At 72.3% G+C, this 21,849-nt stretch carries 19 protein-coding genes, 1 tRNA gene and 1 pseudogene; 12 read left to right on the forward strand and 9 right to left on the reverse strand.

The window, feature by feature from the left end; genetic code table 11:
* Position 1 precedes the first annotated feature (1 nt).
* A complete protein-coding gene (locus JGR68_RS01940; RefSeq protein ID WP_234446556.1) occupies positions 2 to 802 on the forward strand; it encodes a CbbQ/NirQ/NorQ/GpvN family protein in 801 nt (266 codons plus the stop codon).
* A gap of 12 nt (positions 803 to 814) precedes the next feature.
* On the forward strand, positions 815 to 2,926 hold the full coding sequence (locus tag JGR68_RS01945) for a hypothetical protein (RefSeq protein WP_199360153.1): 2,112 nt from the start codon (positions 815 to 817) through the stop codon (positions 2,924 to 2,926).
* An 82-nt stretch (positions 2,927 to 3,008) separates the two neighbouring features.
* On the opposite strand, the gene JGR68_RS01950 is transcribed toward JGR68_RS01945, so the two are convergent.
* Positions 3,009 to 3,085: transfer RNA gene (locus tag JGR68_RS01950), tRNA-Met, on the reverse strand.
* A gap of 154 nt (positions 3,086 to 3,239) precedes the next feature.
* Here JGR68_RS01950 and JGR68_RS01955 point away from each other — a divergent pair.
* From JGR68_RS01955 to bfr, 3 genes and pseudogenes are all read left to right on the forward strand, one after another.
* Positions 3,240 to 3,734 (forward strand): annotated as a pseudogene (locus JGR68_RS01955) (RNA pyrophosphohydrolase); the annotation flags it as partial.
* A 205-nt stretch (positions 3,735 to 3,939) separates the two neighbouring features.
* Positions 3,940 to 4,146: a (2Fe-2S)-binding protein gene (locus JGR68_RS01960; RefSeq protein WP_199360155.1), complete on the forward strand. Its 207-nt coding sequence runs from the start codon at positions 3,940 to 3,942 to the stop codon at positions 4,144 to 4,146.
* 206 nt (positions 4,147 to 4,352) lie between these two features.
* A complete protein-coding gene (bfr, locus tag JGR68_RS01965) occupies positions 4,353 to 4,823 on the forward strand; it encodes a bacterioferritin (protein ID WP_199360156.1) in 471 nt (156 codons plus the stop codon).
* A gap of 70 nt (positions 4,824 to 4,893) precedes the next feature.
* Here the strand turns inward: bfr and JGR68_RS01970 are convergent, their stop codons facing one another.
* The 3 genes from JGR68_RS01970 to JGR68_RS01980 all read right to left on the reverse strand — a co-directional run bounded on the left by JGR68_RS01970 (position 4,894) and on the right by JGR68_RS01980 (position 10,007).
* Positions 4,894 to 7,446 (reverse strand): hybrid sensor histidine kinase/response regulator, encoded by a 2,553-nt coding sequence (locus JGR68_RS01970; RefSeq protein ID WP_234446557.1) that lies wholly within the window; start codon positions 7,444 to 7,446, stop codon positions 4,894 to 4,896.
* Positions 7,447 to 7,448: 2 nt separating this feature from the next.
* Positions 7,449 to 9,263, reverse strand: coding sequence for an EAL domain-containing response regulator (locus JGR68_RS01975; protein WP_234446558.1), 1,815 nt, complete (start codon positions 9,261 to 9,263; stop codon positions 7,449 to 7,451).
* A gap of 162 nt (positions 9,264 to 9,425) precedes the next feature.
* Positions 9,426 to 10,007: a DUF4126 domain-containing protein gene (locus JGR68_RS01980; RefSeq protein WP_199360158.1), complete on the reverse strand. Its 582-nt coding sequence runs from the start codon at positions 10,005 to 10,007 to the stop codon at positions 9,426 to 9,428.
* Between the two features lie 87 nt (positions 10,008 to 10,094).
* On the opposite strand from JGR68_RS01980, the gene JGR68_RS01985 reads away from it, so the two are divergent.
* Genes JGR68_RS01985 through JGR68_RS02000 form a run of 4 tightly spaced genes read left to right on the forward strand, consistent with a single transcriptional unit; the run spans position 10,095 to position 13,186 of the window.
* A complete protein-coding gene (locus JGR68_RS01985; RefSeq protein ID WP_199360159.1) occupies positions 10,095 to 10,790 on the forward strand; it encodes a DUF6776 family protein in 696 nt (231 codons plus the stop codon).
* Between the two features lie 31 nt (positions 10,791 to 10,821).
* Positions 10,822 to 11,196 carry an iron-sulfur cluster insertion protein ErpA gene (gene erpA, locus JGR68_RS01990; protein ID WP_199360160.1) on the forward strand — a complete coding sequence of 125 codons (375 nt, stop codon included), beginning with the start codon at positions 10,822 to 10,824 and terminating at the stop codon, positions 11,194 to 11,196.
* Entirely contained in the window at positions 11,193 to 12,131 is a 939-nt protein-coding gene (gene nudC, locus JGR68_RS01995; protein WP_199360161.1) for an NAD(+) diphosphatase, read from the forward strand. The genes erpA and nudC overlap by 4 nt, the downstream gene beginning before the upstream one ends.
* A gap of 41 nt (positions 12,132 to 12,172) precedes the next feature.
* Complete coding sequence (locus tag JGR68_RS02000) at positions 12,173 to 13,186, forward strand: hypothetical protein (protein ID WP_199360929.1); 1,014 nt, start codon at positions 12,173 to 12,175, stop codon at positions 13,184 to 13,186.
* 92 nt (positions 13,187 to 13,278) lie between these two features.
* Here the strand turns inward: JGR68_RS02000 and JGR68_RS02005 are convergent, their stop codons facing one another.
* Positions 13,279 to 15,189: an MFS transporter gene (locus tag JGR68_RS02005; RefSeq protein WP_199360162.1), complete on the reverse strand. Its 1,911-nt coding sequence runs from the start codon at positions 15,187 to 15,189 to the stop codon at positions 13,279 to 13,281.
* Between the two features lie 100 nt (positions 15,190 to 15,289).
* Between JGR68_RS02005 and JGR68_RS02010 the strand changes: the two genes are divergently transcribed.
* Genes JGR68_RS02010 through JGR68_RS02020 form a run of 3 tightly spaced genes read left to right on the forward strand, consistent with a single transcriptional unit; the run spans position 15,290 to position 17,370 of the window.
* Positions 15,290 to 15,934, forward strand: coding sequence for a LemA family protein (locus JGR68_RS02010; protein WP_199360163.1), 645 nt, complete (start codon positions 15,290 to 15,292; stop codon positions 15,932 to 15,934).
* A 45-nt stretch (positions 15,935 to 15,979) separates the two neighbouring features.
* Positions 15,980 to 16,870, forward strand: coding sequence for a TPM domain-containing protein (locus JGR68_RS02015; protein WP_199360865.1), 891 nt, complete (start codon positions 15,980 to 15,982; stop codon positions 16,868 to 16,870).
* An 8-nt stretch (positions 16,871 to 16,878) separates the two neighbouring features.
* Positions 16,879 to 17,370 (forward strand): TPM domain-containing protein, encoded by a 492-nt coding sequence (locus JGR68_RS02020; protein ID WP_234446559.1) that lies wholly within the window; start codon positions 16,879 to 16,881, stop codon positions 17,368 to 17,370.
* A gap of 20 nt (positions 17,371 to 17,390) precedes the next feature.
* On the opposite strand, the gene purD is transcribed toward JGR68_RS02020, so the two are convergent.
* The 4 genes from purD to JGR68_RS02040 form a co-directional block, all read right to left on the reverse strand.
* Complete coding sequence (gene purD / locus JGR68_RS02025; protein ID WP_199360165.1) at positions 17,391 to 18,677, reverse strand: phosphoribosylamine--glycine ligase; 1,287 nt, start codon at positions 18,675 to 18,677, stop codon at positions 17,391 to 17,393.
* A gap of 13 nt (positions 18,678 to 18,690) precedes the next feature.
* The gene (purH, locus tag JGR68_RS02030) at positions 18,691 to 20,274 is read right to left on the reverse strand and encodes a bifunctional phosphoribosylaminoimidazolecarboxamide formyltransferase/IMP cyclohydrolase (RefSeq protein ID WP_199360166.1); all 1,584 of its coding nucleotides are present in this window, start codon (positions 20,272 to 20,274) and stop codon (positions 18,691 to 18,693) included.
* A gap of 67 nt (positions 20,275 to 20,341) precedes the next feature.
* Positions 20,342 to 20,614, reverse strand: a complete 273-nt coding sequence (fis, locus tag JGR68_RS02035; protein WP_199360167.1) for a DNA-binding transcriptional regulator Fis — start codon at positions 20,612 to 20,614, stop codon at positions 20,342 to 20,344.
* An 84-nt stretch (positions 20,615 to 20,698) separates the two neighbouring features.
* A complete protein-coding gene (locus tag JGR68_RS02040) occupies positions 20,699 to 21,832 on the reverse strand; it encodes a DUF3426 domain-containing protein (protein WP_199360168.1) in 1,134 nt (377 codons plus the stop codon).
* Positions 21,833 to 21,849: the final 17 nt, after the last annotated feature.

Consider the following 21,849-nt stretch of genomic DNA (forward strand, 5'->3'; position numbering starts at 1 on the left):
GGTGCTTGAGCATGCGGGGCCGGCCGAAGCCGGCCCCTACTACCTGCCCACCGGCAACGAGGTCGGCATCGTCGAGCAGTGCCACGCCGGCGGGCTGGCGGTCATGCTCAAGGGCCCCACCGGCTGCGGCAAGACCCGCTTCGTCGAACACATGGCCTGGCGGCTGGGGCGTCCGCTGATCACCGTCGCCTGCCATGACGACCTCACCGCGAGCGACCTGATCGGCCGCTTCCTGATCCGCCACGACGACACCGTCTGGCAGGACGGCCCGCTGACCCGCGCCGTGCGCGAAGGCGCGATCTGCTACCTCGACGAAGTGGTGGAGGCGCGCCAGGACACGATCGTCGTCCTGCATCCGCTCACCGACTACCGGCGCATCCTGCCGATCGATCGCACCGGCGAGACCCTCGAGGCCGCGCCGGGCTTCCAGCTGGTGATTTCGTACAACCCCGGCTACCAGCGCATGCTCAAGGACCTGAAGCCGAGCACGCGCCAGCGCTTCGTCGCCATCGAGCTGGGCTTTCCCGAAGCGCCCGCGGAGGCCGCGATCGTCGCGAACGAAAGCGGCGTCGACGGAGGCACGGCGAGGGCCCTGGTCGAACTCGCGGGCCGCCTGCGCTCGCTGCGCGACCGCGGCCTGGCGGAGGTGCCGAGCACGCGGCTGCTGATCGCCGCCGGGCGCCTGGTGGCCAGCGGCATCGGCCTGCGCGAGGCCTGCAACGCCGCGGTGGTTGCCCCGCTCAGCGACGATCCGACCCTGCTCGGCGCGATGCGCGAACTCGTCGACGCGATGTTCCCCTAGGCGGCCGCCGACGTGGCCGAGGCCGAGGATGTCGTCGTCGACGTGGCGCGGCACGCGACGGTGTTCATTCGCGACACCTGGCGGCGCCACTACGCGCGCGAACCCGATGCGCCGGTCGCGCTCGCGTCGCTGGTCCGGCGCCTGGACCTGCTGGTGTCGGCCGCGTTCGGCACCAGCCTGCCGATCCGCGTGGCGCTGCCGCCGGCGCGGCCGACCGTGCTGCACCGCCTGTTCCACCACCGCGCCCATCCGCGCCATCGCCAGGCCGTGCCGGCCACGAGCGGGGATACCCTGTGGCTGCCGGCCCATCTGGGCACCTGCGACGTGGGTGAAGCCTCGGAGCTCTACCGCGCGATGGCGATGCAGCAGGCCTGCCGCGCCCTGCGTGGCCACGTGCAGGTGATTGCAGGGCAGGGCAATCCGCTCCTGCGCGACACCGCGCTGGTGCTCGAGGCGCAGGCCGCCGAAGCGGCGGTCGCTCGCGGGTTCCCTGGCCTGCTGCCGGCACTGCGGCGGCTCCGCCGATTGGCGCTGGCGGCGCGCCCGCCGCTCGCCGCGTTCGCCCCGGCGAGGCAGCCGCTGGAGCGACTGGTGCGGAGCATCCTCGAAGGCGAGCCGGGCGAGGTGTGCGAGCTGGTCGATCCGGGTGATCCGGGCGCGGGCGAGCCGGTCGGCCCTCTGGGCCCTGTCGGCACCGCGCCTGGCACCTCGCCTGTCACCGCTTCCTGCGGAGGCGATGATCCGCTCGGCCAGGCCGAGATGCTGCTCCGGGAGTGGGCCCTTGACGCCGCCGACGTGCGACGGCTGGGCCCCATGCCGCTGTACCGCGACTGGTGGACGGGCGAACTGCGTTCGGCGGGCGCCATGGCCCGGATGGTCGATGGCCGGGCCCCCGGGCACGACGCGGACGACCCGGGGCCCGTCCGCAGCGCGCGGATGGAGCGGCGCCCCGAGGAACGCGAAGCGACCGCGGACGAGGACAAGGGCGGCGAACCCGGCGTATGGATGATCCAGCAGGACGCCCCGCACGAGGTCGCCGAGGACCCCTTCGGGTTGCAGCGCCCGGTCGACCGCGACGACGAGACCAGCGCCGACGAGTACGGCGACATGCTGTCGGAGCTGGCGTCCACGCGGATGGTCGCCGCGCCCGATCCGCCGCGCGAAGTGCTGCTCTCCGACGACCCGCCCGCCAGCCGCGCGAAGATCGACTTCGACGAGCCCGACGCCGGCGGCACCCGCTCCCGCTATCCCGAGTGGGACCACGCGAGCGCGTCCTACATCGAGCACGGGACCACCGTGCGCATGATGCCGCCGGTGCCCGGTGATCCGGGCTGGGTCGACGCGACGCTGGCCCGCCATCGCTCGCACCTCGACGGCATCCGTCGCCAGTTCGAGGCCCTGCGGCCGGAGCGCGTGCGCCTGCGCAGGCAGAGCGACGGCGAGGACGTGGACATCGATGCCTGCGTCGAAGGCCGTGCCGACCTGCGCGCCGGCGGTTTCCTGCGCGAAGGCCTGTACGAGGCCCGCCGCCCCGGCCGGCGCAGCATCGCCGTTTCGATCCTGGTCGACAGCAGCGGCTCGACCGATGGCTTCATCGGCGGCGCCCGTCGCGTGATCGACGTCGAACGCGAAGCCTTGCTGCTGGTGTGCATGGCCCTGCAGGGCCTGGGCGAGCCGTTCTCGGTCATGGCGTTTTCCGGCGAAGGCCCGCACGGCGTGACCCTGCGCATGCTGAAGGCCTTCGACGAGGCCTACGGCCAGGAGGTCGCACTGCGCATCGCCGGCCTGGAGCCGGAACGCTACACGCGTGCCGGCGCCGCGATCCGCCACGCGACGGCACTGCTGATGCGCCAGCCCGCCGAGCATCGCCTGCTGCTGATGTTGTCCGACGGCAAGCCCAACGACGCCGACCGCTACGACGGGCGCTTCGGGGTCGAGGACATGCGGCAATCGGTGACCGAGGCCCGGTTGCAGGGCATCTTTCCCTTCTGCCTGACCGTCGACCTGCAGGCCCCCGGCTACCTGCCCAAGGTCTTCGGCCAGGACGGCTATGCCGTGCTCGCGACGCCGGAGCGGCTGCCGCTGGTGCTGCTGGACTGGACGCGGAGGCTGCTGGCGCGCTGAGCCGTGCCTGGGCTCGGAAACGGAAAAGCCCGCGGCGGACGCGGGCTCTGATCATGCAAGCCGTTGATCCGGCTCGTGATTCTGGTGGCTATGGGTGGACTCGAACCACCGACCCCAGCATTATGAGTGCTGTGCTCTAACCAGCTGAGCTACATAGCCATGGACTCGCGCGCAGGGCGCGTCGAGCCAGCAATTGTCTACCCGGCGACCGGTTGCCGTCAAATCCCCGGCCTCGGCTTGTCCCCCCCGGCGCCGCGTGGCAGAGTCGATCGCAGTGACGCCACAGGCGTCGAAAGACTCAGGAGTCCGCATCGTGATCGATCCGGACGGCTATCGCCCCAACGTGGGCATCGTGTTGATGCACCCCGACGGCCGGGTGTTCTGGGCGCGGCGGGTGCGTCGCGACGGCTGGCAGTTCCCGCAGGGCGGGATGAACTCGGACGAGACGCCGCTCGAGGCGATGTACCGCGAGCTTCGCGAGGAGACCGGGCTGACGCCGGCGCACGTCGACGTCCTCGGGGTCACGCCGGGCTGGCTGCGCTACCGGCTGCCCGCGCGGGCCGTGCGCCGCAACGACCGCCTGGTCTGCATCGGACAGAAGCAGGTCTGGTACCTGCTGCGCTTCACCGGCGCCGATGCCGACCTGCGCCTGGACCTGACCGACAAGCCGGAGTTCGACCACTGGCGCTGGGTGGATTTCTGGTACCCGCTGGAGCACGTGGTCACCTTCAAGCGCGGGGTCTACGTGCGCGCGCTGCAGCACTTGGCGCCGTTCGCGCGGCAGGTGGCCGGCGCGGCCGCGGTGCCGACCATCGGCCTGGAAACCCAGCGCAGCCGCGGCCGACCCGGGCCGGGCGGCGCCGCCGGGCGCGCGCGGGGCGGCACCCGGGGTCCGGCCGGCATCCGCCGCTCGACGGGCGACCCCAACTGATGCGACTGATCCTCACTCAGCATTGACAATCATTCTCATGTGCGCGGACAATGGCCCCGTCCCCGGTTCCGCGAGCAATGCCGTGTACGTCTGTATCTGCAACGGTGTGACCGACCACGAGATCCGCCAGGCGGCAGCCGCCGGCTGCGCCAGCATGGCCGAGCTCACGATGCGCACCGGCTGCGGCGCCAGCTGCGGCAGCTGTGTCGGCACGGCGGCGGCCCTGCTCGACGCCGAGGCCGGCGCCCGCCGGGTCCTGCGCGAACTTCCGCTGGCCGAGGCCGCCTGATCCAGTCGGGCATGATCCAGTCGGCCTGATCCAGTCGGGCTGATCCAGTCGGCCTGATCCAGTCGGGCATGATCCAGTCGGGCATGATCCAGGCCGTCTGAGCGGCCACCATCAACCGGACTGCGGATGATCACGATTCGCGTTCCGGCACGACATGGGCGCAGGCGATACAGTCCCGGCATCCCCATTCCAGCCGGAGGCATCCCATGAAGGGCGACCCCAAGGTCATCGAGTTCCTCAACAAGGCGCTCTACAACGAGCTGACCGCGATCAACCAGTACTTCCTGCACGCCAAGATGCTGAAGAACTGGGGCCTCGAAGACCTCGCCAAGCACGAGTACGAGGAATCGATCGACGAGATGAAGCACGCCGACCAGCTGGCGGACCGCATCCTGTTCCTCGAGGGACTGCCGAACTTCCAGGCCCTGGGCAAGCTGCGCGTGGGCGAGTCGCCGCGCGAGATCCTCGAATGCGACCTCTCGCTCGAACTCGACGGCCTGCCGCTGCTGCGCGAGGCGATCGAGTACTGCGACGGCGTCAAGGACTACACCAGCGGCCGGCTGTTCAAGGACATCCTCGATTCCGAGGAAGAGCACGTCGACTGGATCGAGACCCAGCTCGACCTGATCAACCGCGTCGGCGAGCAGAACTACCTGCAGTCCAAGATGGGCAGCTGAGCCACGCGCCCGCTGCACCCGGACAGGCCCGCTTCGGCGGGCCTGTCCGCGTTCCGGGCCCGTGGGCCGCTCAGGCCTGGGCCGGACTCGCCGCTTTGAGCGCCGCGCGCGCGCGGTTGAACTCGTTGGCCACCAGGGCCACCGCCACGGCGGGACGCTCCAGAAGCCGTTCGCGTGCGCCAAGCTCCACGCGCTTGGCGGCCGCCGACAGCGACAGCGCGCCGAGGTTCGCGCTGGAGGACTTCAGCGAGTGCGCGGCATCGCGCAGCGCGTCGTAGTCCGGACCGGTGGCCGCCTGCTCGAGCGCGGCGATCAGGCGCGGCGTATCCGTCAGGAAGACATCGACCAGGTGGTCCAGGTCGCCGCCGAGCATGGCGCGCAGCTCGTCGAGGATCTCGTGGTCGAGCACCGGCGGCAGCACCTGCGGCGGCACCGCGGGGGCGGCCGGGGGCGGTGCGATCCCCGGATCGGCGACAGGCGGCGATGCCGTCGTCAACGCGGCCGGTACAGACACGGCCACGGGGGCCGGCGTGACCGGTACAGGCACGGTCACCGGGGCCAGCGCGGACTCCGTCGAGAGGTCACTCCAGGCGGACACCTGCGCGACGTCCGGCTCCTGCGGCAGCGGGAGCCCGTCGACGAATTCCACCGCCAGGTCCGCGTCCGCCGCAGGGCCGATCATGTCACCGGTCAGCGGATCGACCTCGTAGGACTCGCGCTGCGCCGCGGCCGCGGCGGTCTCGGCATTCCACCAGCGCGCGAGCGTGCGCTCGAGCTCGCTGCGGGTCACCGGCTTGGCGAGGTAGTCGTCCATGCCGGCGTCGAGGCACTTCTGGCGGTCGCCGGCCATGGCGTTCGCGGTCATGGCGATGATCGGCACGTGGCGGCCGTCGTCGGCTGCGGCTTCCATCTCGCGCCAGCGGCGGGTCGCCGTGTAGCCGTCCATCACCGGCATCTGGCAGTCCATCAGCACGATGTCGTAGCGCGAGGCCTCCATGCGCAGCACGGCCGCTTCGCCGTTGCTGGCGGTGTCGCAGGTGATGCCCAGCACCGACAGCAGGCGCTGGCCCACCATCAGGTTCACGGGGTTGTCTTCGACCAGCAGCACGCGTGCGGGGCGCACGGGGGCGGTCGAGGTTGGCGCGGGACGGATGGCGACCATGGTGGCGTGCTCCCGGGGGTCCGGTGTCGGCGCGAAATTCCCTCCGAGGAGGGCGGCGCGGAGATCGGCATCGGGGGCCTGCCGGCTGAGTAGCGTGACGCTGCGCTGGAGCTCTTCCGGGACCGGGTCGTCGCCGTACAGGCAGACGAGCTTGAGGTCGCCGTAGACGGCCTGGCGGCCGAGGTTTCGGTGCAGGGCCACCGCGGTGCTGCGCATGCCGGCGAGGTCCGCCAGCACGAGGGAGTAGGCCCAGGGTGCGCCCTGGTTGGCGGCGGTGCGCAGCCGGTCGAGGGCTTCCTGCGTGGTCTCGACCGAGCTCACGCGGAGGCCCCAGTTCGGCAGCAGCATCGACAGGCGAAGGCGCAGGCGCGGGTCCGCGCTGAGCAGGAGCAGGCGGCCGCGCGAGGTGCTGTCCTCGACCGTGTTCTGCATGTCCCCGGCGGCCTTCAGCAGCGGCACCTCGAACCAGAAGGTCGCGCCGTGGCCGGGCTCGGAGTCGACGCCGATGCGTCCGCCCATCAGGTCGACGATGCGCTTGGAGATGGCGAGCCCCAGCCCGGTGCCGCCGTAGAGGCGGGTGGTCGAGGCGTCGGCCTGGCTGAAGGCCTGGAACAGGCGCGGCTGCGACGTCGCGGCGATGCCGATGCCGGTGTCGCGGACCTCGAAGCGCAGCTGGTGCTGGGCCGCGGTCTCGCCGATCCGGCGCACCGACACCGACACCGAACCGCGCTCGGTGAACTTGACCGCATTCGAGACCAGGTTGCCCAGCACCTGGCGCAGGCGCACCGGGTCGCCGCGCACCGCCAGGCGCACTGCCGGGTCGACGGTCAGGTTCATGCGCAGGCCCTTGCCCTGCGCCGGGCGCTCCAGCAGCTGCAGCACGCCGTCGAGCAGCTCGCGCAGGTTGAAGCTGGTGGTCTCGAGCTCGAGGCGGTCGGCCTCGAGCTTCGAGTAGTCGAGGATGTCGTCGACGATGCGCAGCATCTGCTGCGACGAGGTGTAGGCCGTGCGCACCAGCTCGGCGTGGTCGGAGGCCAGGCGCGCGTGCATCAGCAGGTCGAGCATCGGCACGATGCCGTTGAGCGGCGTGCGGATCTCGTGGCTCATCGTGGCCAGGAACTCGCCCTTGGCCATCACCGCCGATTCCGCGGCCTGCTTGGCCTGGCGCAGCTGTTGCTCGAGCTGGGTGTGCTGCTCGATCTGCGCCTGCAGCTGCTCCATCACCCCCTCGTCGCGACGCGCGCGCTCGTCGGCTTCCTCGATCTGCTGGTCGCGCCGGTGCAGCCCCACGTGGAGCGCGATCACCGCGAACAGCGCCAGCAGCACCAGCACCAGCGCGGCGTGCTGCCAGGGGCCTTCCATCCCCATCACGTCCAGCACCAGGGTCAGCGCGGCGCCTGCCGCGGCGCCGAGCGCAAGCCAGCGCATCATGAGGGCCGTGGGGCGTCCGCGTGTGGTCATGGTCAGAGCACCGAGTGGTGGAAGTCGAAGTCCATTTCGCCCGCGACGTGCTGCACCAGGTTGCCCTGGATGAAGTCGACGCCGCTCATCCACAGCGTGGCGGCCGCCTGCGGATCCTCCACGTGCTGGCCGATCACGCACAGGCCCAGGCGGTGCGCGCGATCGATCGCCTGGCGCATTTCATCGCGCACGGCCGGATCGTCGAGCTTCTGCGAATAGCGTGGTGACAGGCGCACGAAGCCCAGCGGCAGCTGGCCCAGCAGCGCATCCGCCTCGCGTCCCGACTGGTACTGGCCCAGGCACAGCTGCACGCCGGCAGGCACCATCGCATCGCAGAACTCGCGCAGGGCCAGGGCGTGGATCAGGGCCTCGTCCTGGCGCACGTCGATCACGATGCGCCCGCCCTCGACGCCATAGGCCGACAGCATGCCGAGCACGTGCTCGGCGTGGCTGTCGCGCGCCAGGCTGCGCGCCGACTGCGAGACGAACAGGCGCACCGGCTTGCCGGCGTCGGCGCGCTGGTGCAGCACGGTCACCGCCAGCTCGAGCACGCGCAGGTCGATGTCGTGCATCAGGTCGGCGGCGTCGGCTGCGGGGAGGAAGTCCGCCGCGGCCAGCAGGGTGCCGTCGGCCTGGCGCATGCGCAGCAGGGTCTGGAACTGGGCCTCTTCGCCGCCGGCCACCGCGACCACCGGCTGGAAGCTGAGCTGGAAGCGGTTCTCGGCCAGCGCCTGGCGCACGGCTTCGGCCATGGCCTGGTCATGGTCGCGCTGGCGCGGCGGCTGGTAGCCGGCGACGGCGGTCGGCTGGGTGCGGGCCTCGCGCAGCGCGCGCTCGGCCGCGCCCAGCGCGCTGCTGGCGTCGCCGTAGCCATGCGCCAGCGAGGTGTAGCCGACGAAGGCGCGCAGGCGCACCGCCTCCTCGTTGACGCTGAAGCCCGCGCGTCCCAGTGCGTCGCGCAGCGCGCGCGCGCTTTCCGGCAGCTGCGCGGCATCGACCTCGGCCGCGTGCACGAGGTAGATGCCGTCGCTCAGGCGCGACACCGCGTTGCCGGTGGCGGCTTCGCCCACGCGCGCCGCGGCATCGGTGAGCAGCTGCTCGAGACCGGTGTAGCCGTAGCGGTCGCGCAGCACGCCGATGCCGGCCACCTCGACCATGTACAGGGCGCCGCGGCCGTCCCCGGGAATCATCGCGTTCAGCCGCTGCAGCATGTGCGAGCGGGTGTACAGCCCGGTGACCGGATGCCGTCCGCCGCCGCTGCGCTCGCTGGCCAGCGTGCGCGCGCGGCGCACGCGGCTCTGCACCGCGGCGATCAGGTGGCGTGGCCGCACCGGCTTGGTGAGGAAGTCGTCGGCGCCGGTCTCCAGCGCTTCGAACTGGCGCTCGGGATCCGGATCGCCGGTGAGGAAGACGATCGGCACGTGCCCGTGCGCGGCGTGGTCGCGGATCAGGTGGGTGAGTTCGACGCCGTCCATGCCCGGCATGTGCAGGTCCATCAGCACCAGGTCCGGGCGGAACGTCTCCAGCGAACCCATCACCTCGCTGGCCACCGAGACCACGGCGGCCTGCATGCCGGCGCCGCAGAGCACGCTTTCGGCGAACAGCGCCTGGCTGAGGTCGTCCTCGACCACCAGCACGCGATAGGGCGCCTCGGTCGTCCCGTCGGCCGCCACTGGCGGAGTCACGGGTGGCGGCGGCGGCTCGGCGGGCGGGAGATCGCTGCGCACGGGTTCCGGAGGGCCGGCGTCGGCCGACCAGCGCCGCCAGTAGTGCGCGGGCGGGAACTCGGCCCGCGCGGGACGGACGGGCGTCGGCACGGCCGTCCCCATGTCCACTGCGGTCCGCGATCCGGGTGCTGCGCTCACTGCGGGACTTCTCCGTCTGGGCAATACGGAGGCCCGGCGCGTGCGCCGCCCCCCGAACGGACAAGCCTACAAGAAACCGCGAGCGGATCGCGCGATGGTCGCGGGGGCGGCCGGTCAGCGTGCCGGCATGGCCGGCCGCCGCCGGAACAGCCGGCGCCAGACCCACCAGAGGGCCAGCGCCAGCAGCAGGCTCAGGGTCAGCGCGATGCCCAGCGCCAGCAGCGGATTGGCCAGGGCGAGTGCCAGCAGGCCGACCGCGGCGACGTCCTCGGTGACCGAGGCGCTCCAGTTGCTGAGCGGTTCGGGCGAGGCGTTGATCAGCACCCGGCTGCCGGCCTTGAGCGCGTGGCTGCCCAGCGCGACGCCGGCGCCGGTGGCGAGCATGCCGGCCGAGAGGTCGCCGTCGGGCGAGAGCGCCGCCGCGGCCAGGAAGGCGCCGGCGGGCACGCGGGCCAGGGTCTGCAGGAAGTCCCAGCCGGAATCGACGCCGGGGATCTTGTCGGTGAAGAATTCCACCAGGGCCAGCACGCCGGAGATGCCCATCACCCAGGGCGATGCGGTGACCTCGAGGGCGGAGGGCAGCTCGAGCCAGCCCATCGCGCCGGCCAGGCCGACGCCGAAGACCGTCAGGTAGACCCGGATGCCGGCCAGCCAGGCCAGCAGCACGCCGGCCGCGAACAGATGGGCTTCGGACATGGCGGCGCTCCGTGGGATGGCACTGGCGCGGAGTATAGGCACGCGGGCGTGGTCCACGCGCCGGGGATCCGGAGTTACCATGCCGGGATGCCCGACTCGCCACCTCCCGAGCATCCGCACCCGCGCCTGCACCTGGTCCTGATGGCCGTGCTGGCCGCCTGCCTGCTCTTCGGCATCTGGGGCGCGTGGACGGTCGCCAACGACGCGGGCGCCAGCGACGAAGGTCCGCTGCGCGCCGAGCTCGACGGACTGCGCCAGGACGTGGCCACGCTGACCCGCTCCGACCAGGTCAGCCGCGAAGCCAACCGCGACCTGCAGCTGATGCTGGCCGAGCGCGACGAGGAGATCTCGGCGCTGCGTGCCGACGTCGCCTTCTACGAGCGCCTGGTCGGCAGCACCAGCCAGCGCCGCGGCCTGACCGTGCACGGCCTGCGCCTGCAGTCGCAGGGCGAGGGCGCCTGGCATTTCACCGCCACCCTGACCCAGACCCTGAACCGGGCGGCGGTGAGCAGCGGCCGCCTGAGCGTCGAGGTCGAGGGCTCGCGCAACGACAGCCTGGAGCGCCTGGACTGGAACGACCTGCGGCAGACCGGCGATGCGCCGGGCATCGACTACTCGTTCAAGTACTTCCAGCAGGTCGAAGGCGACCTGATCCTGCCAGACGGCTTCAAGCCGCTGCGCGTGATCGTGCGCCTGGCGCCGCCGCGCGGGCCGGCCGTGGAGCAGTCGTTCACCTGGGCCGAGGCGACGTCGGCGACGCCACGTTCCGCGCCGGACGCTTGAAGCCCGGGGCGGCAGCCTCCATCCTGATGGCATGAGCACCACCATCGATCTGTCCGCGCCGGGCTACCAGAGCCTGGATCGTCCGCTTGAATTCACCACCGCGGCGGCAGCCAAGGTGCGCGAGCTGATCGCCGGCGAGGGCAATGCCGCGCTCAAGCTGCGCGTCTACATCCAGGGCGGCGGCTGCTCGGGCTTCCAGTACGGCTTCGAGTTCGACGAGGAGCAGGGCGAGGACGACCTGGCGGTCGCCACCGACGGCATGACGCTGCTGGTCGACCCGCTCAGCCTGCAGTACCTGATGGGCGCCTCGGTCGATTACGTCGAGAGCCTGCACGGCGCGCAGTTCACCATCCGCAATCCCAACGCGAAGTCGACCTGCGGCTGCGGCAGCAGCTTCACCGCATGACCCTGCGGCGCGTGGCGCCGTACGCCTTCGTCGAGGCGCCGCTGGACCGCGCCGAGAACCTCCGTGACGACAGCGCCGCGCTGGCCCGGCTGTGGGCCGGCGGCCGCGCGCTGGTGATCGATGCCGAAGGCCGCGCGCGCGCGACCACCGCCGGCGCGCTGCTGGCACCGCCTGCGGCGGAGCTGGCCGAAGGTCCAGGTGACGCGCTGTTCCTCGGGCTGCGCGGCGAGGAAGGCTGGTTCGCGCTGCGCGAGGAAGCGTTGGCGGATGGCCCCGCCGGCACCGCCGACGCAGCCGATACCGCCGCGACGGACGAGGCCGCGGCCGCCCGCATCGACCTGCGCAGCGCCGCGGCGACCTGGCCCGACTTCGAGGCCACCGCCTTCGCCCAGGCGCGGGCGGTGCTGCACTGGCGTGCGCGGCACCGGTTCTGCGGCGCCTGCGGCGGCCCGCTGGCGTTCCGCCGCGCCGGCTGGCTCGGCCACTGCGCCGCCTGCGACCTCGAGCATTACCCGCGCACCGACCCGGCGGTGATCGTCGCGGTCAGCGACGGCGAGCGCCTGCTGCTGGGCCGCGGCCCGGGCTGGGCGCCGCGGCGCTATTCGGTGCTGGCGGGCTTCGTCGAGCCGGGCGAATCGCTCGAGCAGACCGTGGTGCGCGAGGTCTTCGAGGAGTCCTCGGTGCGCGTGCTCGGCTGCGGCTACCTGGGGTCGCAGCCCTGGCCGTTCCCGTCTTCACTGATGCTGGGCTTCGAGGCCGAGGCCGCGCCCGACGTGCCGCACTGCCCCAGCGACGAGCTGGAGGATGCGCGCTGGTTCTCGCGCGACGAGGTCGGCGCCGCGCTGCGCGGCGAGACCGATCCCGACGGCCTGCTGCTGTCGCCGACCATCTCGATCTCGCGCTGGCTGATCGAGCGCTGGCACGCCCGGGCCTGACCGCGCGCGTGGCCCGCGGCCGCCGGCGCTAGAATCGGCGCATGTTCTCGACCCTCTTCGCGGTGGTGGTGGCCCTGGTCCTCGGCCACATGGCGCCGTCCCTGGCGGCGGCCCTGCGCGACTACGGCTGGTTCCGCGCGCTGCTCGACTGGCTCGGGCGGCGGTTCCGCGACGATGGCTTCTGGCGTGGCGGTTGGGGCCTGGCGCTGGCGCTGGTGCCGGTGGTGCTGGTGGTCGGCTTTGTGCAGTGGCTGCTGGATGGCGTCGCCTTCGGCCTGCCGGCGCTGGTGTTCGGCGTGGCCGCGGTGTTCTACGCCTGGGGTCCACGCGATCTCGACGTCGACGTCCAGGCGGTGGTCGACGCGCCGGATGCGGCGTCGCGCGGCGAAGCGCTCGCCCGGCTGCGCCCGGCGGCCGCGACCGGCGCAGGCCACACCCGCGACGAGGTCGGTCGGGTCTTCGTCGCGGCGCTCAGGCGCTGGTTCGGCGTGCTGTTCTGGTTCGTGGTGCTGGGCGCGGTCGGCGCGCTCCTCTACCGCCTGGTGGCCTACGCCGCCGAGGACGAGCCCGCCCTTTACCTGCCCACGGGCACCGTCGCTGGCGCCCGGCGGCTGCTGGCGGTCCTCGACTGGCCGGTGGCGCAGCTGATGGCGCTGTCGCTGGCGCTCGTCGGCAACTTCGACGTGGTGGTCTCGGCCTGGAAGGGCGCCGGCGGCGCCGCCCTGCGCGCCGGGACCGACATGCTGGCGGCCGTGGGCCGCGCCAGCGTGCGCTGGGAGCTGGACGAGGAGGCAGGCGACCTCGCCGCCCATGCCCCGGCTGCCGCGCAGCCCGCCGGGTCGATGAGCGACGTGGCCGCCGTTGCGGCGATGGGCGGCTTCGGCATCGCGCCCGGCGATGCGGACGCGACGCTGCCGGAGCCTCCGGGGGTGGCCGAAGCACTCGACCTGCCCCTGGTCCAGGCGCTGCGCGACGCCATGTCCCTGGTCTGGCGCGTGCTGCTGGCCTGGCTGGCGGTGCTGGCGCTGTTCGTCGTGGCCGGCTGGGTCAACTGACGTTCCTGTAGGAGCGGCTACAGCCGCGATCAGGGCTCGGGGCGGGGCGGCGATCGCGGCTGTAGCCGCTCCTACAGAAGGGTGTCGGAGGGTCAGGGGTTGTCGCCGCGCAGGGCGCGCACCCGTGCCTCCAGCATCGCGGCGTCGGCGGCGGCACCGGGAACCGGTGCCTCGGCCATCACCGCCACGTGGGCGCGGAAGCGGCGCGGCAGGCGCATGCGGGCCATCTGCCCGCTGGCGGCGGCCGCGCTGCGTCGGCTCCACATGCTGCTCCACATGTTGCGCAGCGCCATCGGCACCACCGGCACCGGCCGGCGCGCGAGGATGCGTTCGACGCCGGATTTGAACGGCGCGATCGCGCCGTCGCGGGTCAGTCGCCCCTCGGGAAAGATCAGCACCAGCTCGCCCTCGGCCAGCGCCGCGTCGATGGCGTCGAAGGCGCGCTCCATCATCGCCCGGTCTTCCTTCGGGCTCGCGATCGGAATCGCGCCGGCCGCCCTGAAGATCCAGCGCATCACCGGGATCTGGAAGATCCGGTAGTACATGACGAAGCGCACCGGCCGCGGGATGCTCGCCGCCAGCACCAGCGCGTCCATGTAGCTGACGTGGTTGCAGACCAGGAGCGCCGGGCCCTCGTCGGGCACGTGGCGCTCGATGCCGTGCAGTTCCAGCCGGTACAGCGTGCGCACCAGCAGCCAGCTGACGAAGCGCATCGCGAACTCGGGCACGATGGTGAAGATCCAGGTCGCGACCAGCAGGTTGGCGATCGCCACCGCCAGGAACACCTGCGGGATGCTCCAGCCCAGCACCTGCTGCAGGGCCAGCCCGATCACCGCCGCGGCGACGATGAAGGCCGCGTTCTGGATGTTGAGCCCGGCAAACACCCGCGCCATTTCCTGCTTCGGCGTGCGGCTCTGGATCAGCGCGAACAGCGGCACGATGAACAGGCCGCAGGAGAAGCCGATGCCGGTGAGGTCGATGGCGATGCGCCAGCCGTTGTCGGCGGCCAGGAATCCGGCGATGTCGAGGCCGGCCTGCGGTGCGAGCCCGCTGCGCGCGAAATAGAGGTCGAGCATGAAGGCGCTGATGCCGAGCGCCCCCAGCGGCACCAGCCCGATTTCCACCGTGCGCGCCGAGAGCTTCTCGCACAGCAGCGAGCCCGTGCCCACGCCGACCGAGAACAGCGCAAGGCCGAAGATGTAGAGGCTGGTCGAACGCTCGGCGGCGCCCAGGTGCAGCTCGGCATAGTTGGGCAGCTGCGCGGTCAGCACCGTGCCCACGAACCAGAACCAGGACACGCCGAGGATCGCGTTGCGCACCGCCGGCGTGCGCCGGGTGAGCGTCCAGATCCGGACCGATTCCGGCACCGGGTTCCAGTTGACCTGGAGCTCCGGCGCGCCGGCGTCGACGCGCGGGATCAGGCGCGCCACCAGGTTGCCGGTGACGGCCAGCGCGATCACCGAGGCCGCGGCCGCTTCCGCGCCCCAGCTGCCCGCGACCTGGAACACCAGGCCGCCGTAGATCATGCCGGCGAGGATCGACAGCGACGTCCCCATCTCGACCAGGCCGTTGCCGCCGGTGAGCTCCTCGGGTTTGAGCACCGCGGGCAGGATCGAATACTTGACCGGCCCGAACAGCGTCGACTGCATGCCGGTCGCGAACAGCGCCACCAGCAGCAGCGGCATGTTGCCGAGCAGGAAGCCGATGCCGGCGAGCGTCATGATCCCGATCTCCATCGCCGTGGTGATCACGATCAGCCGCTGCTTCTCCAGCTTCTCCGCGAACTGCCCGGCGATCGCCGAAAACAGGAAGTAGGGCAGGATGAACAAGGCCGGCGCGAGGTTGGTGTAGAGCGTGCGCTGCCCGCTGTCGACGCCCAGGTAGAACAGCAGGCCGATGATCGCCTGGCGGTAGACGTTGTCGTTGAAGGCGCCCAGCGCCTGCACGGCGAAATAGGGCAGGAAGCGCCGCTCGCGCAGCAGCTGGAACTGTGAGTACGCCATGCCGGTCCCCGTGGATGCGTGGCGAGCCTAGCAGACGCCGGCAACCGGCCCGCGGCGGTGCGGCCTGCCTTCATTGCGCCTTGCGCCGGCCGGTGCTGGAATGCGCGCGTCCACCCGTCGGAGCCTGTCCATGCGCCATCTCGCCTTGCTCGTGCTCGCCCTGATGCTCAGCGGCTGCGGCTACAACCAGATCCAGCAGAAGGACGAGGCCGTCAACGCCGGCTGGTCCGAAGTGCTCAACCAGTACAAGCGCCGCGCCGACCTGGTCCCGAACCTCGTCAGCACGGTCAAGGGCTATGCCGCGCACGAGCAACAGGTGCTGACGGCGGTGACCGAGGCCCGCGCGAAAGTCGGCGAGATCAACGTCGATGCCGGCGATCCCGCCTCGCTGGAGCAGTTCCAGCAGGCCCAGGGCGAGCTGTCGAGCGCGCTGTCGCGGCTGATGGTGGTGGTGGAGAACTATCCCAACCTCAAGGCCGACCGCGGCTTCCTCGACCTGCAGACCCAGCTGGAAGGCACCGAGAACCGCATCGCCGTCGCACGCGGCCGCTACATCCAGCTGGTGCAGGACTACAACACCTATGTGCGCTCGTTCCCGCAGAACCTGATCGCGAAGATGTTCGGCTACGGCCCGCGGCCGAACTTCAGCGTCGAGAACGAACGCGCGATCCAGGAGGCGCCGGCGGTCGACTTCGGTGGGCCCGATCCTGCCGCGACGGCCCCGCAGCCGCAGCCGGCCGGCTGACGGCCGGCCGCGGTGGCCACGGCGCGAGCCACGGCGTCGGTCGGACTGCCGGCCCTGCTGCTGGCGCTCCTGCTCGCCTGCCTGGCATGGGCTCCCGCGCATGCCCAGCCGCTGGCCGCGATCCCGCCGCTGGATTCGCCGGTGGTCGACACCACCGGCACGCTGGAGCCGGCCCGGCGCGCGCAGCTGGAGCGGCAGGCGCTGGACCTGCAGCGGAGCAAGGGCAGCCAGCTGCAGGTGCTGGTGGTCGCGAGCACGCGGCCCGAGACCATCGAGCAGTACGCGCAGCGGGTCTTCGACGCCTGGCGCATCGGCCGCGAAGGCGTCGACGACGCCGTGCTGGTGCTGGTCGCGCGCGACGACCGGCGCGTGCGCATCCAGCCCGGCTACGGCCTCGAAGGCGCGATTCCCGACATCACCGCCGGGCGCATCATCCAGGAATACATGGCGCCGAAGTTCCGCGCCGGCGACTACGGCGGCGGACTGGTCGACGGCACCGCCGTGCTGGTGCGGCTGATCGAGGGCGAGCCGCTGCCCGAACCGATCGCCGACCATCGCGGCCCCGCGCCCGCGGGCGGCGGCAACTGGCTGGCTGCGCTGTTCGCGGCCTTCGTGGCCGCGACCCTGGTGCGCGGCGTGTTCGGGCGCGCACCGGCCGCGCTGCGCGGGCTGTTCACCGGCGGCGCGGCCGGCGGCGTGGCCTGGCTGGTCTCGGCGGCCCTCGGCCTGGGCGGCGCCGCGGCCGTGTTCGGGTTCCTTTACGGGCTGTCCCGCACCTCCGGCGGCCGCTACGTGCGCCACGGCGGCTGGGGCGGGTTCGGTGGCGGTGGCTGGGGCGGCGGAGGATTCGGCGGTGGTGGTGGCGGCTTCGGCGGCGGTGGCTGGTCCGGCGGTGGCGGCATGAGCGGAGGCGGTGGCGCCTCGGGGAGCTGGTGATGGCGGGCGTGGCGCGTCTCTTCCGGCACCTCTTCGCGCCGTCACCGGGTCGCCTGTTCCCCGCGGGTCGCCTGCAGCGGATCGCGGGAGCGGTGGCCGAAGGCGAACGGCGCCACCGAGGCGAGGTCTGCTTCGCGGTGGAGCCCGCATTGCCGGCGTGGCGCGCGCTGCGCGGCCTGACGGCGCGGGAACGCGCGCACGAGGTGTTTTCCGAACTGCGGGTATGGGATACGCAGGCCAACAACGGCGTGCTGGTCTATCTCCTCCTGGCCGACCATCGCATCGAGATCGTCGCCGACCGTGGCCTGGACGGGCTGGTCGGGGACGCCGAGTGGGCGGCCGCGTGCCGGCTGATGGAGTCGCGGCTGCAGGCGGGCGAGCCCGAGGCGGCCGCGATCGCCGGCGTCGAAGCCGTCTCGGAGCTTCTGGCGCGCCACTTCCCGCAGGCGCCCGGTGACCCCGACGAGAACGAGCTGCCCGACCTGCCGCGCCTGCTCTGAGTGCAGGCGCGGCCCGCGGCTCAGCCGCGTTCGCGCGCGATCGCCCGCCAGCCGATGTCGTGGCGGTGGAACTCGCCGGGCCAGGAAATGCCGGCGACCTCGGCATAGGCGCGCTGCTGCGCGTCGGCCACGCTGTCGCCCAGGGCGCAGACGCAGAGCACGCGGCCGCCGGCGGTGACGGCGTGTTCGCCGTCGAGGCGGGTGCCGGCGTGGAAGGCCTTGGTGTCGGCGAGCGGCGGCACGTCGAGGCTGTTGATCGGGTCGCCCAGGCGCGGGGTCGCCGGGTAGCCTTCGGCCGCCATCACCACGCCCAGCGCGGGCCGCGGATCCCAGTCGGCCACCGCGGCGTCGAGCGTGCCATCGATGCCGGCTTCGACCAGCGCAGCGAAGTCCGAGCGCAGGCGCATCATCACCGGCTGCGTCTCCGGATCGCCGAAGCGCACGTTGAACTCGATGACTTTGGGCGCGCCGTCGGCGTCGATCATCAGCCCCGCGTACAGGAAGCCGGTGAAGGGCGCGCCGTCGGCGGCCATGCCGGCGACGGTCGGCTCGATCACCTCGCGCATGATCCGCGCATGCACGTCGGGCGTGACCACCGGCGCCGGCGAATAGGCACCCATGCCGCCGGTATTCGGACCGGTGTCGCCGTCGCCCACGCGCTTGTGGTCCTGGCTGGTGGCCATCGGCAGCGCGGTGCGGCCGTCGACCATGGCGATGAAGCTGGCTTCCTCGCCGTCGAGGAATTCCTCGACCACCACGCGCGCGCCCGCCTCGCCGAAGGCGTTGCCGGCGAGCATGTCGTGGAGCGCGGCCTCGGCCTCGTCCATCGTCATCGCCACCACGACGCCCTTGCCGGCGGCGAGGCCGTCGGCCTTGACCACGATCGGCGCGCCATGTGCGCGCACGTGCGCCAGCGCGGGTTCCAGCTCGGTGAACACCGCGTAGTGCGCGGTCGGGATGCGGTGGCGGGCGAGGAAGGCCTTGGCGTAAGCCTTGCTGCCCTCGAGCTGAGCGGCCGCCGCCGTCGGTCCGAAGATCCGCAGGCCGGCGGCGCGGAAGCGGTCGACGATGCCGGCCACCAGGGGCGCCTCGGGCCCGACCACGGTGAACGCCACGCCCTCGCCGCGCGCCAGCGCCAGCAGGCCCTCGATGTCGGTCGCCGCGGTGGCCACGTTGCGGCAACTCGCCTCGACCGCCGTGCCGGCATTGCCCGGCGCGACCAGCACCTCGTCGACACGCGGCGACTGCGCCAGCTTCCACGCCAGCGCATGCTCGCGCCCACCCGAACCCACGACCAGCACTTTCATCGTCCGCTCCGCCTCAATGCCGGAAATGCCGGATGCCGGTGAACACCATGGCGATGTCGTGTTCGTCCGCGGCCGCGATCACTTCCGCGTCGCGCATCGAACCGCCCGGCTGGATCACCGCGCGGATGCCGGCTTCGGCCGCCGCGTCCAGCCCGTCGCGGAACGGAAAGAACGCGTCCGACGCCATCACCGAGCCCTCGACCACCAGCCCCGCGTCGGCCGCCTTGATGCCGGCGATCCGCGCCGAATACACCCGGCTCATCTGCCCGGCGCCGACGCCGACCGTGGCGTTGTCCTTCGCGTACACGATGGCGTTCGACTTGACGTACTTCGCCACCCGCCAGGCGAACAGCAGGTCGCGCAGCTCGGCCGCGCTTGGCGCGCGCTGCGACACCTGCTTCAGCTCTCCGGTGGTCATCCCACGGTTGTCGGCCGCCTGCATCAGCAGGCCCGAGCCGATGCGCTTGCTGTCGAACAGGTTGCGGCCCTCGCCCGGCGGGATCCGCAGCACGCGCACGTTGGCCTTCTTCGCGCAGTACGCCAGCGCATCGGGCGCGTAACCCGGCGCGATCAGCACCTCGACGAACTGGCGGTCGAGGATCGACTTGGCGGTCGCAGCGTCCACCGGCACGTTGAAGGCGATGATGCCGCCGAAGGCCGAGGTCGGGTCGGTGGCGAAGGCGCGCTCGTAGGCCGCGCCGCCATCGGCCGCGGTGGCGACGCCGCAGGGGTTGGCGTGCTTGACGATCACGCAGGCCGGAGCGTCGAACTGGCGCACACACTCCCAGGCCGAATCGGCGTCGGCGAGGTTGTTGTACGACAGCTCCTTGCCCTGCAGCTGGGTGAAGGTCGCCAGCGTCCCCGGCACCGGGTACAGGTCGCGGTAGAAGGCGCCGGACTGGTGCGGGTTCTCGCCGTAACGCAGGTCCATCACCTTGACGAAACTGGCGTTGACCTGCGCCGGATAGTCGCCGCGCACGGGCACCGCGGCCGACGCGTCGCCGATCGCCGACAGGTAGTTGCCGATCGCGGCGTCGTACTGCGCCACGCGGTTGAACGCGGCCACCGACAGCGCGAAGCGTGTGGCGGCCGACAGCGTGCCGTCGTGGGCGCCCAGTTCGTCGACGATGCCGGCGTACTGCGCGGGATCGGTCGCCACGGCCACGCGGGCGAAGTTCTTCGCCGCCGAGCGCAGCATCGCCGGCCCGCCGATGTCGATGTTCTCGACCGCCTCGGCCAGGCTGCAGCCGGCCTTCGCGGTCACCGATTCGAAGGGATACAGGTTCAGCACCAGCAGGTCGATGGCGCCGATGCCGTGCTCGGCCATCACCGCCTCGTCGATGCCGGCGCGACCGAGGAGTCCGCCGTGCACCACCGGGTGCAGGGTCTTGACCCGGCCGTCCATCATCTCGGGGAAGCCCGTGGCGTCGGCCACGTCGCGCACCGCGAGCCCGGCCTCGCGCAGGGCGCGCGCGGTGCCACCGGTGGACAGCAGCTCCACGCCGCGCGCGGCGAGGACGCGGGCGAGTTCAACCAGTCCGGTCTTGTCGGACACGGACAGCAGGGCCCGGCGCAGGGGCAGGCGATCGGTGGTCATTGCGTGGGAAAGGCAGCGGGGAAACCGCGATTATACGGCGCGGGGGCGGACCGCCCGGGCGGCCGGATCAGACGATGTCGTAGTCGCGCAGCTTGCGGCGCAGGGTCGCGCGGTGGATGCCGAGCATGGCCGCGGCACGGCTCTGGTTGCCTTCGCAGTGGTTCAGCACTTCGACGAACAGCGGGATCTCGAGCTCGCGCAGCGCGATCAGGTAGAGGTTTTCCGCATCGCAGCCGTCCAGGTCGCGGATGTAGCGGCGCACGGCGGTGGCCACGTGCTCACGCAGCGGCGCCCGCTGCGTGCCGCGGGGCTGCGGCTCGTTGGTGTCGGCGGCGTTCAATCGGACCCCTGGACCTGCTCGCGCCTGGCGCGCGAAGGGGATCGAGTCTAGCGCGACCGCCTCGCCGCTGCCATCGGCCGGGCGTCAGCGGAAGTCGAAGGAAAAGCCGACCGCGCCCGGTGCGGGCTCCAGCACGTCCATGCGGATCACCGCGCCTTCGCCGCTCTCCAGCAGCGCGGCGGGCGGCTCACCGCCGAGGTATTCGGCGGGCAGGAAGGCGCGCGCGCCCAGTGGCCGGCCGTCGATGTCCGACAGCGTCAGCACGACCTCGGGCCAGGGCTGGGCCCAGGCGGCCTGGTTGCGGAAGCTCGCGACGATGCGCAGTGCACCCGGCGTTCCGGGATGCGGACGCACGTCCCGCTCGAGCAGGGCGAACGCGGCCGGCTCGCGCCAGGGCGGCAGGCTGCAGCGCAGCACGCTGCAGGCACCAGCGACCAGCGGCCGCCAGCCCGGATCGGCGGCCAGGCGCGCGCGGTCGGCGAGTAGCCACTGCAGGCCGAGCAGCAGGGCCAGCGCGGTGATCGCGGCGGGCAGCCACCCGCGGCGGCCGGTCGGCGCATCGGCAGAGCCCGGCGTGCGGCCACGGGCGAAGCTCGGCGCCGTGCGGCGCGGGCGCGGGGCGGTCCCCGTCGTTGCCGTTGCTGTCGTCGGCGCCGTCGGGGTGTGCGCCGGAGTCTCTCCATGCACCGGAGGTGCCTCTGGCACCGACACCGACCGAGCGGCAGGGGCCGACGCGACCGGTTCCGTCGCCGGCGGCCCGACGGGCGAACTGCCCGCCCCGTCAGAGCCGTCCGCATGTGATGCAAGGGCCGCAGGCGCCACGGCCGCAGTTGTTGAGCCTGCGAGGGCAGGGTCCGCATTGGCAGGGTCCGCAACGACAGAGTCCCTGCTGGCCGGGTCCACGGTGGCAGGTTCTGCCACCACGATCACGGGTGCGGGCGTGTCCTGCAGCAGGTTCGCGATCGAGATCGCCGGCTGCGCGGCGCGGTCCGCGGCGGGATCGGCGGCACCGCCGCCGTCGACCGCGTCATCCAGGTTGCCGAACGCTTCGGCCATCGCCGCGGCCACGCCGCTGCGGGCGTCGTCGGCGGGCTCGCGCAGGGCCGCCCCGGGCGCCCCGCGCAGCTGCGCCGCGCAGCGCGGGCAGCGTTCGGGCGGCAGGTCGGTCACCGGGTCGGTGGCGACCAGTCCGCGGCAGAACGGGCAGTTGACGAACATGGCGGCTATTCAAGCAC

Origin of the sequence: Luteimonas sp. MC1750, from assembly GCF_016615955.1 — a bacterium.
In the GTDB taxonomy this organism is placed as follows: domain Bacteria; phylum Pseudomonadota; class Gammaproteobacteria; order Xanthomonadales; family Xanthomonadaceae; genus Luteimonas.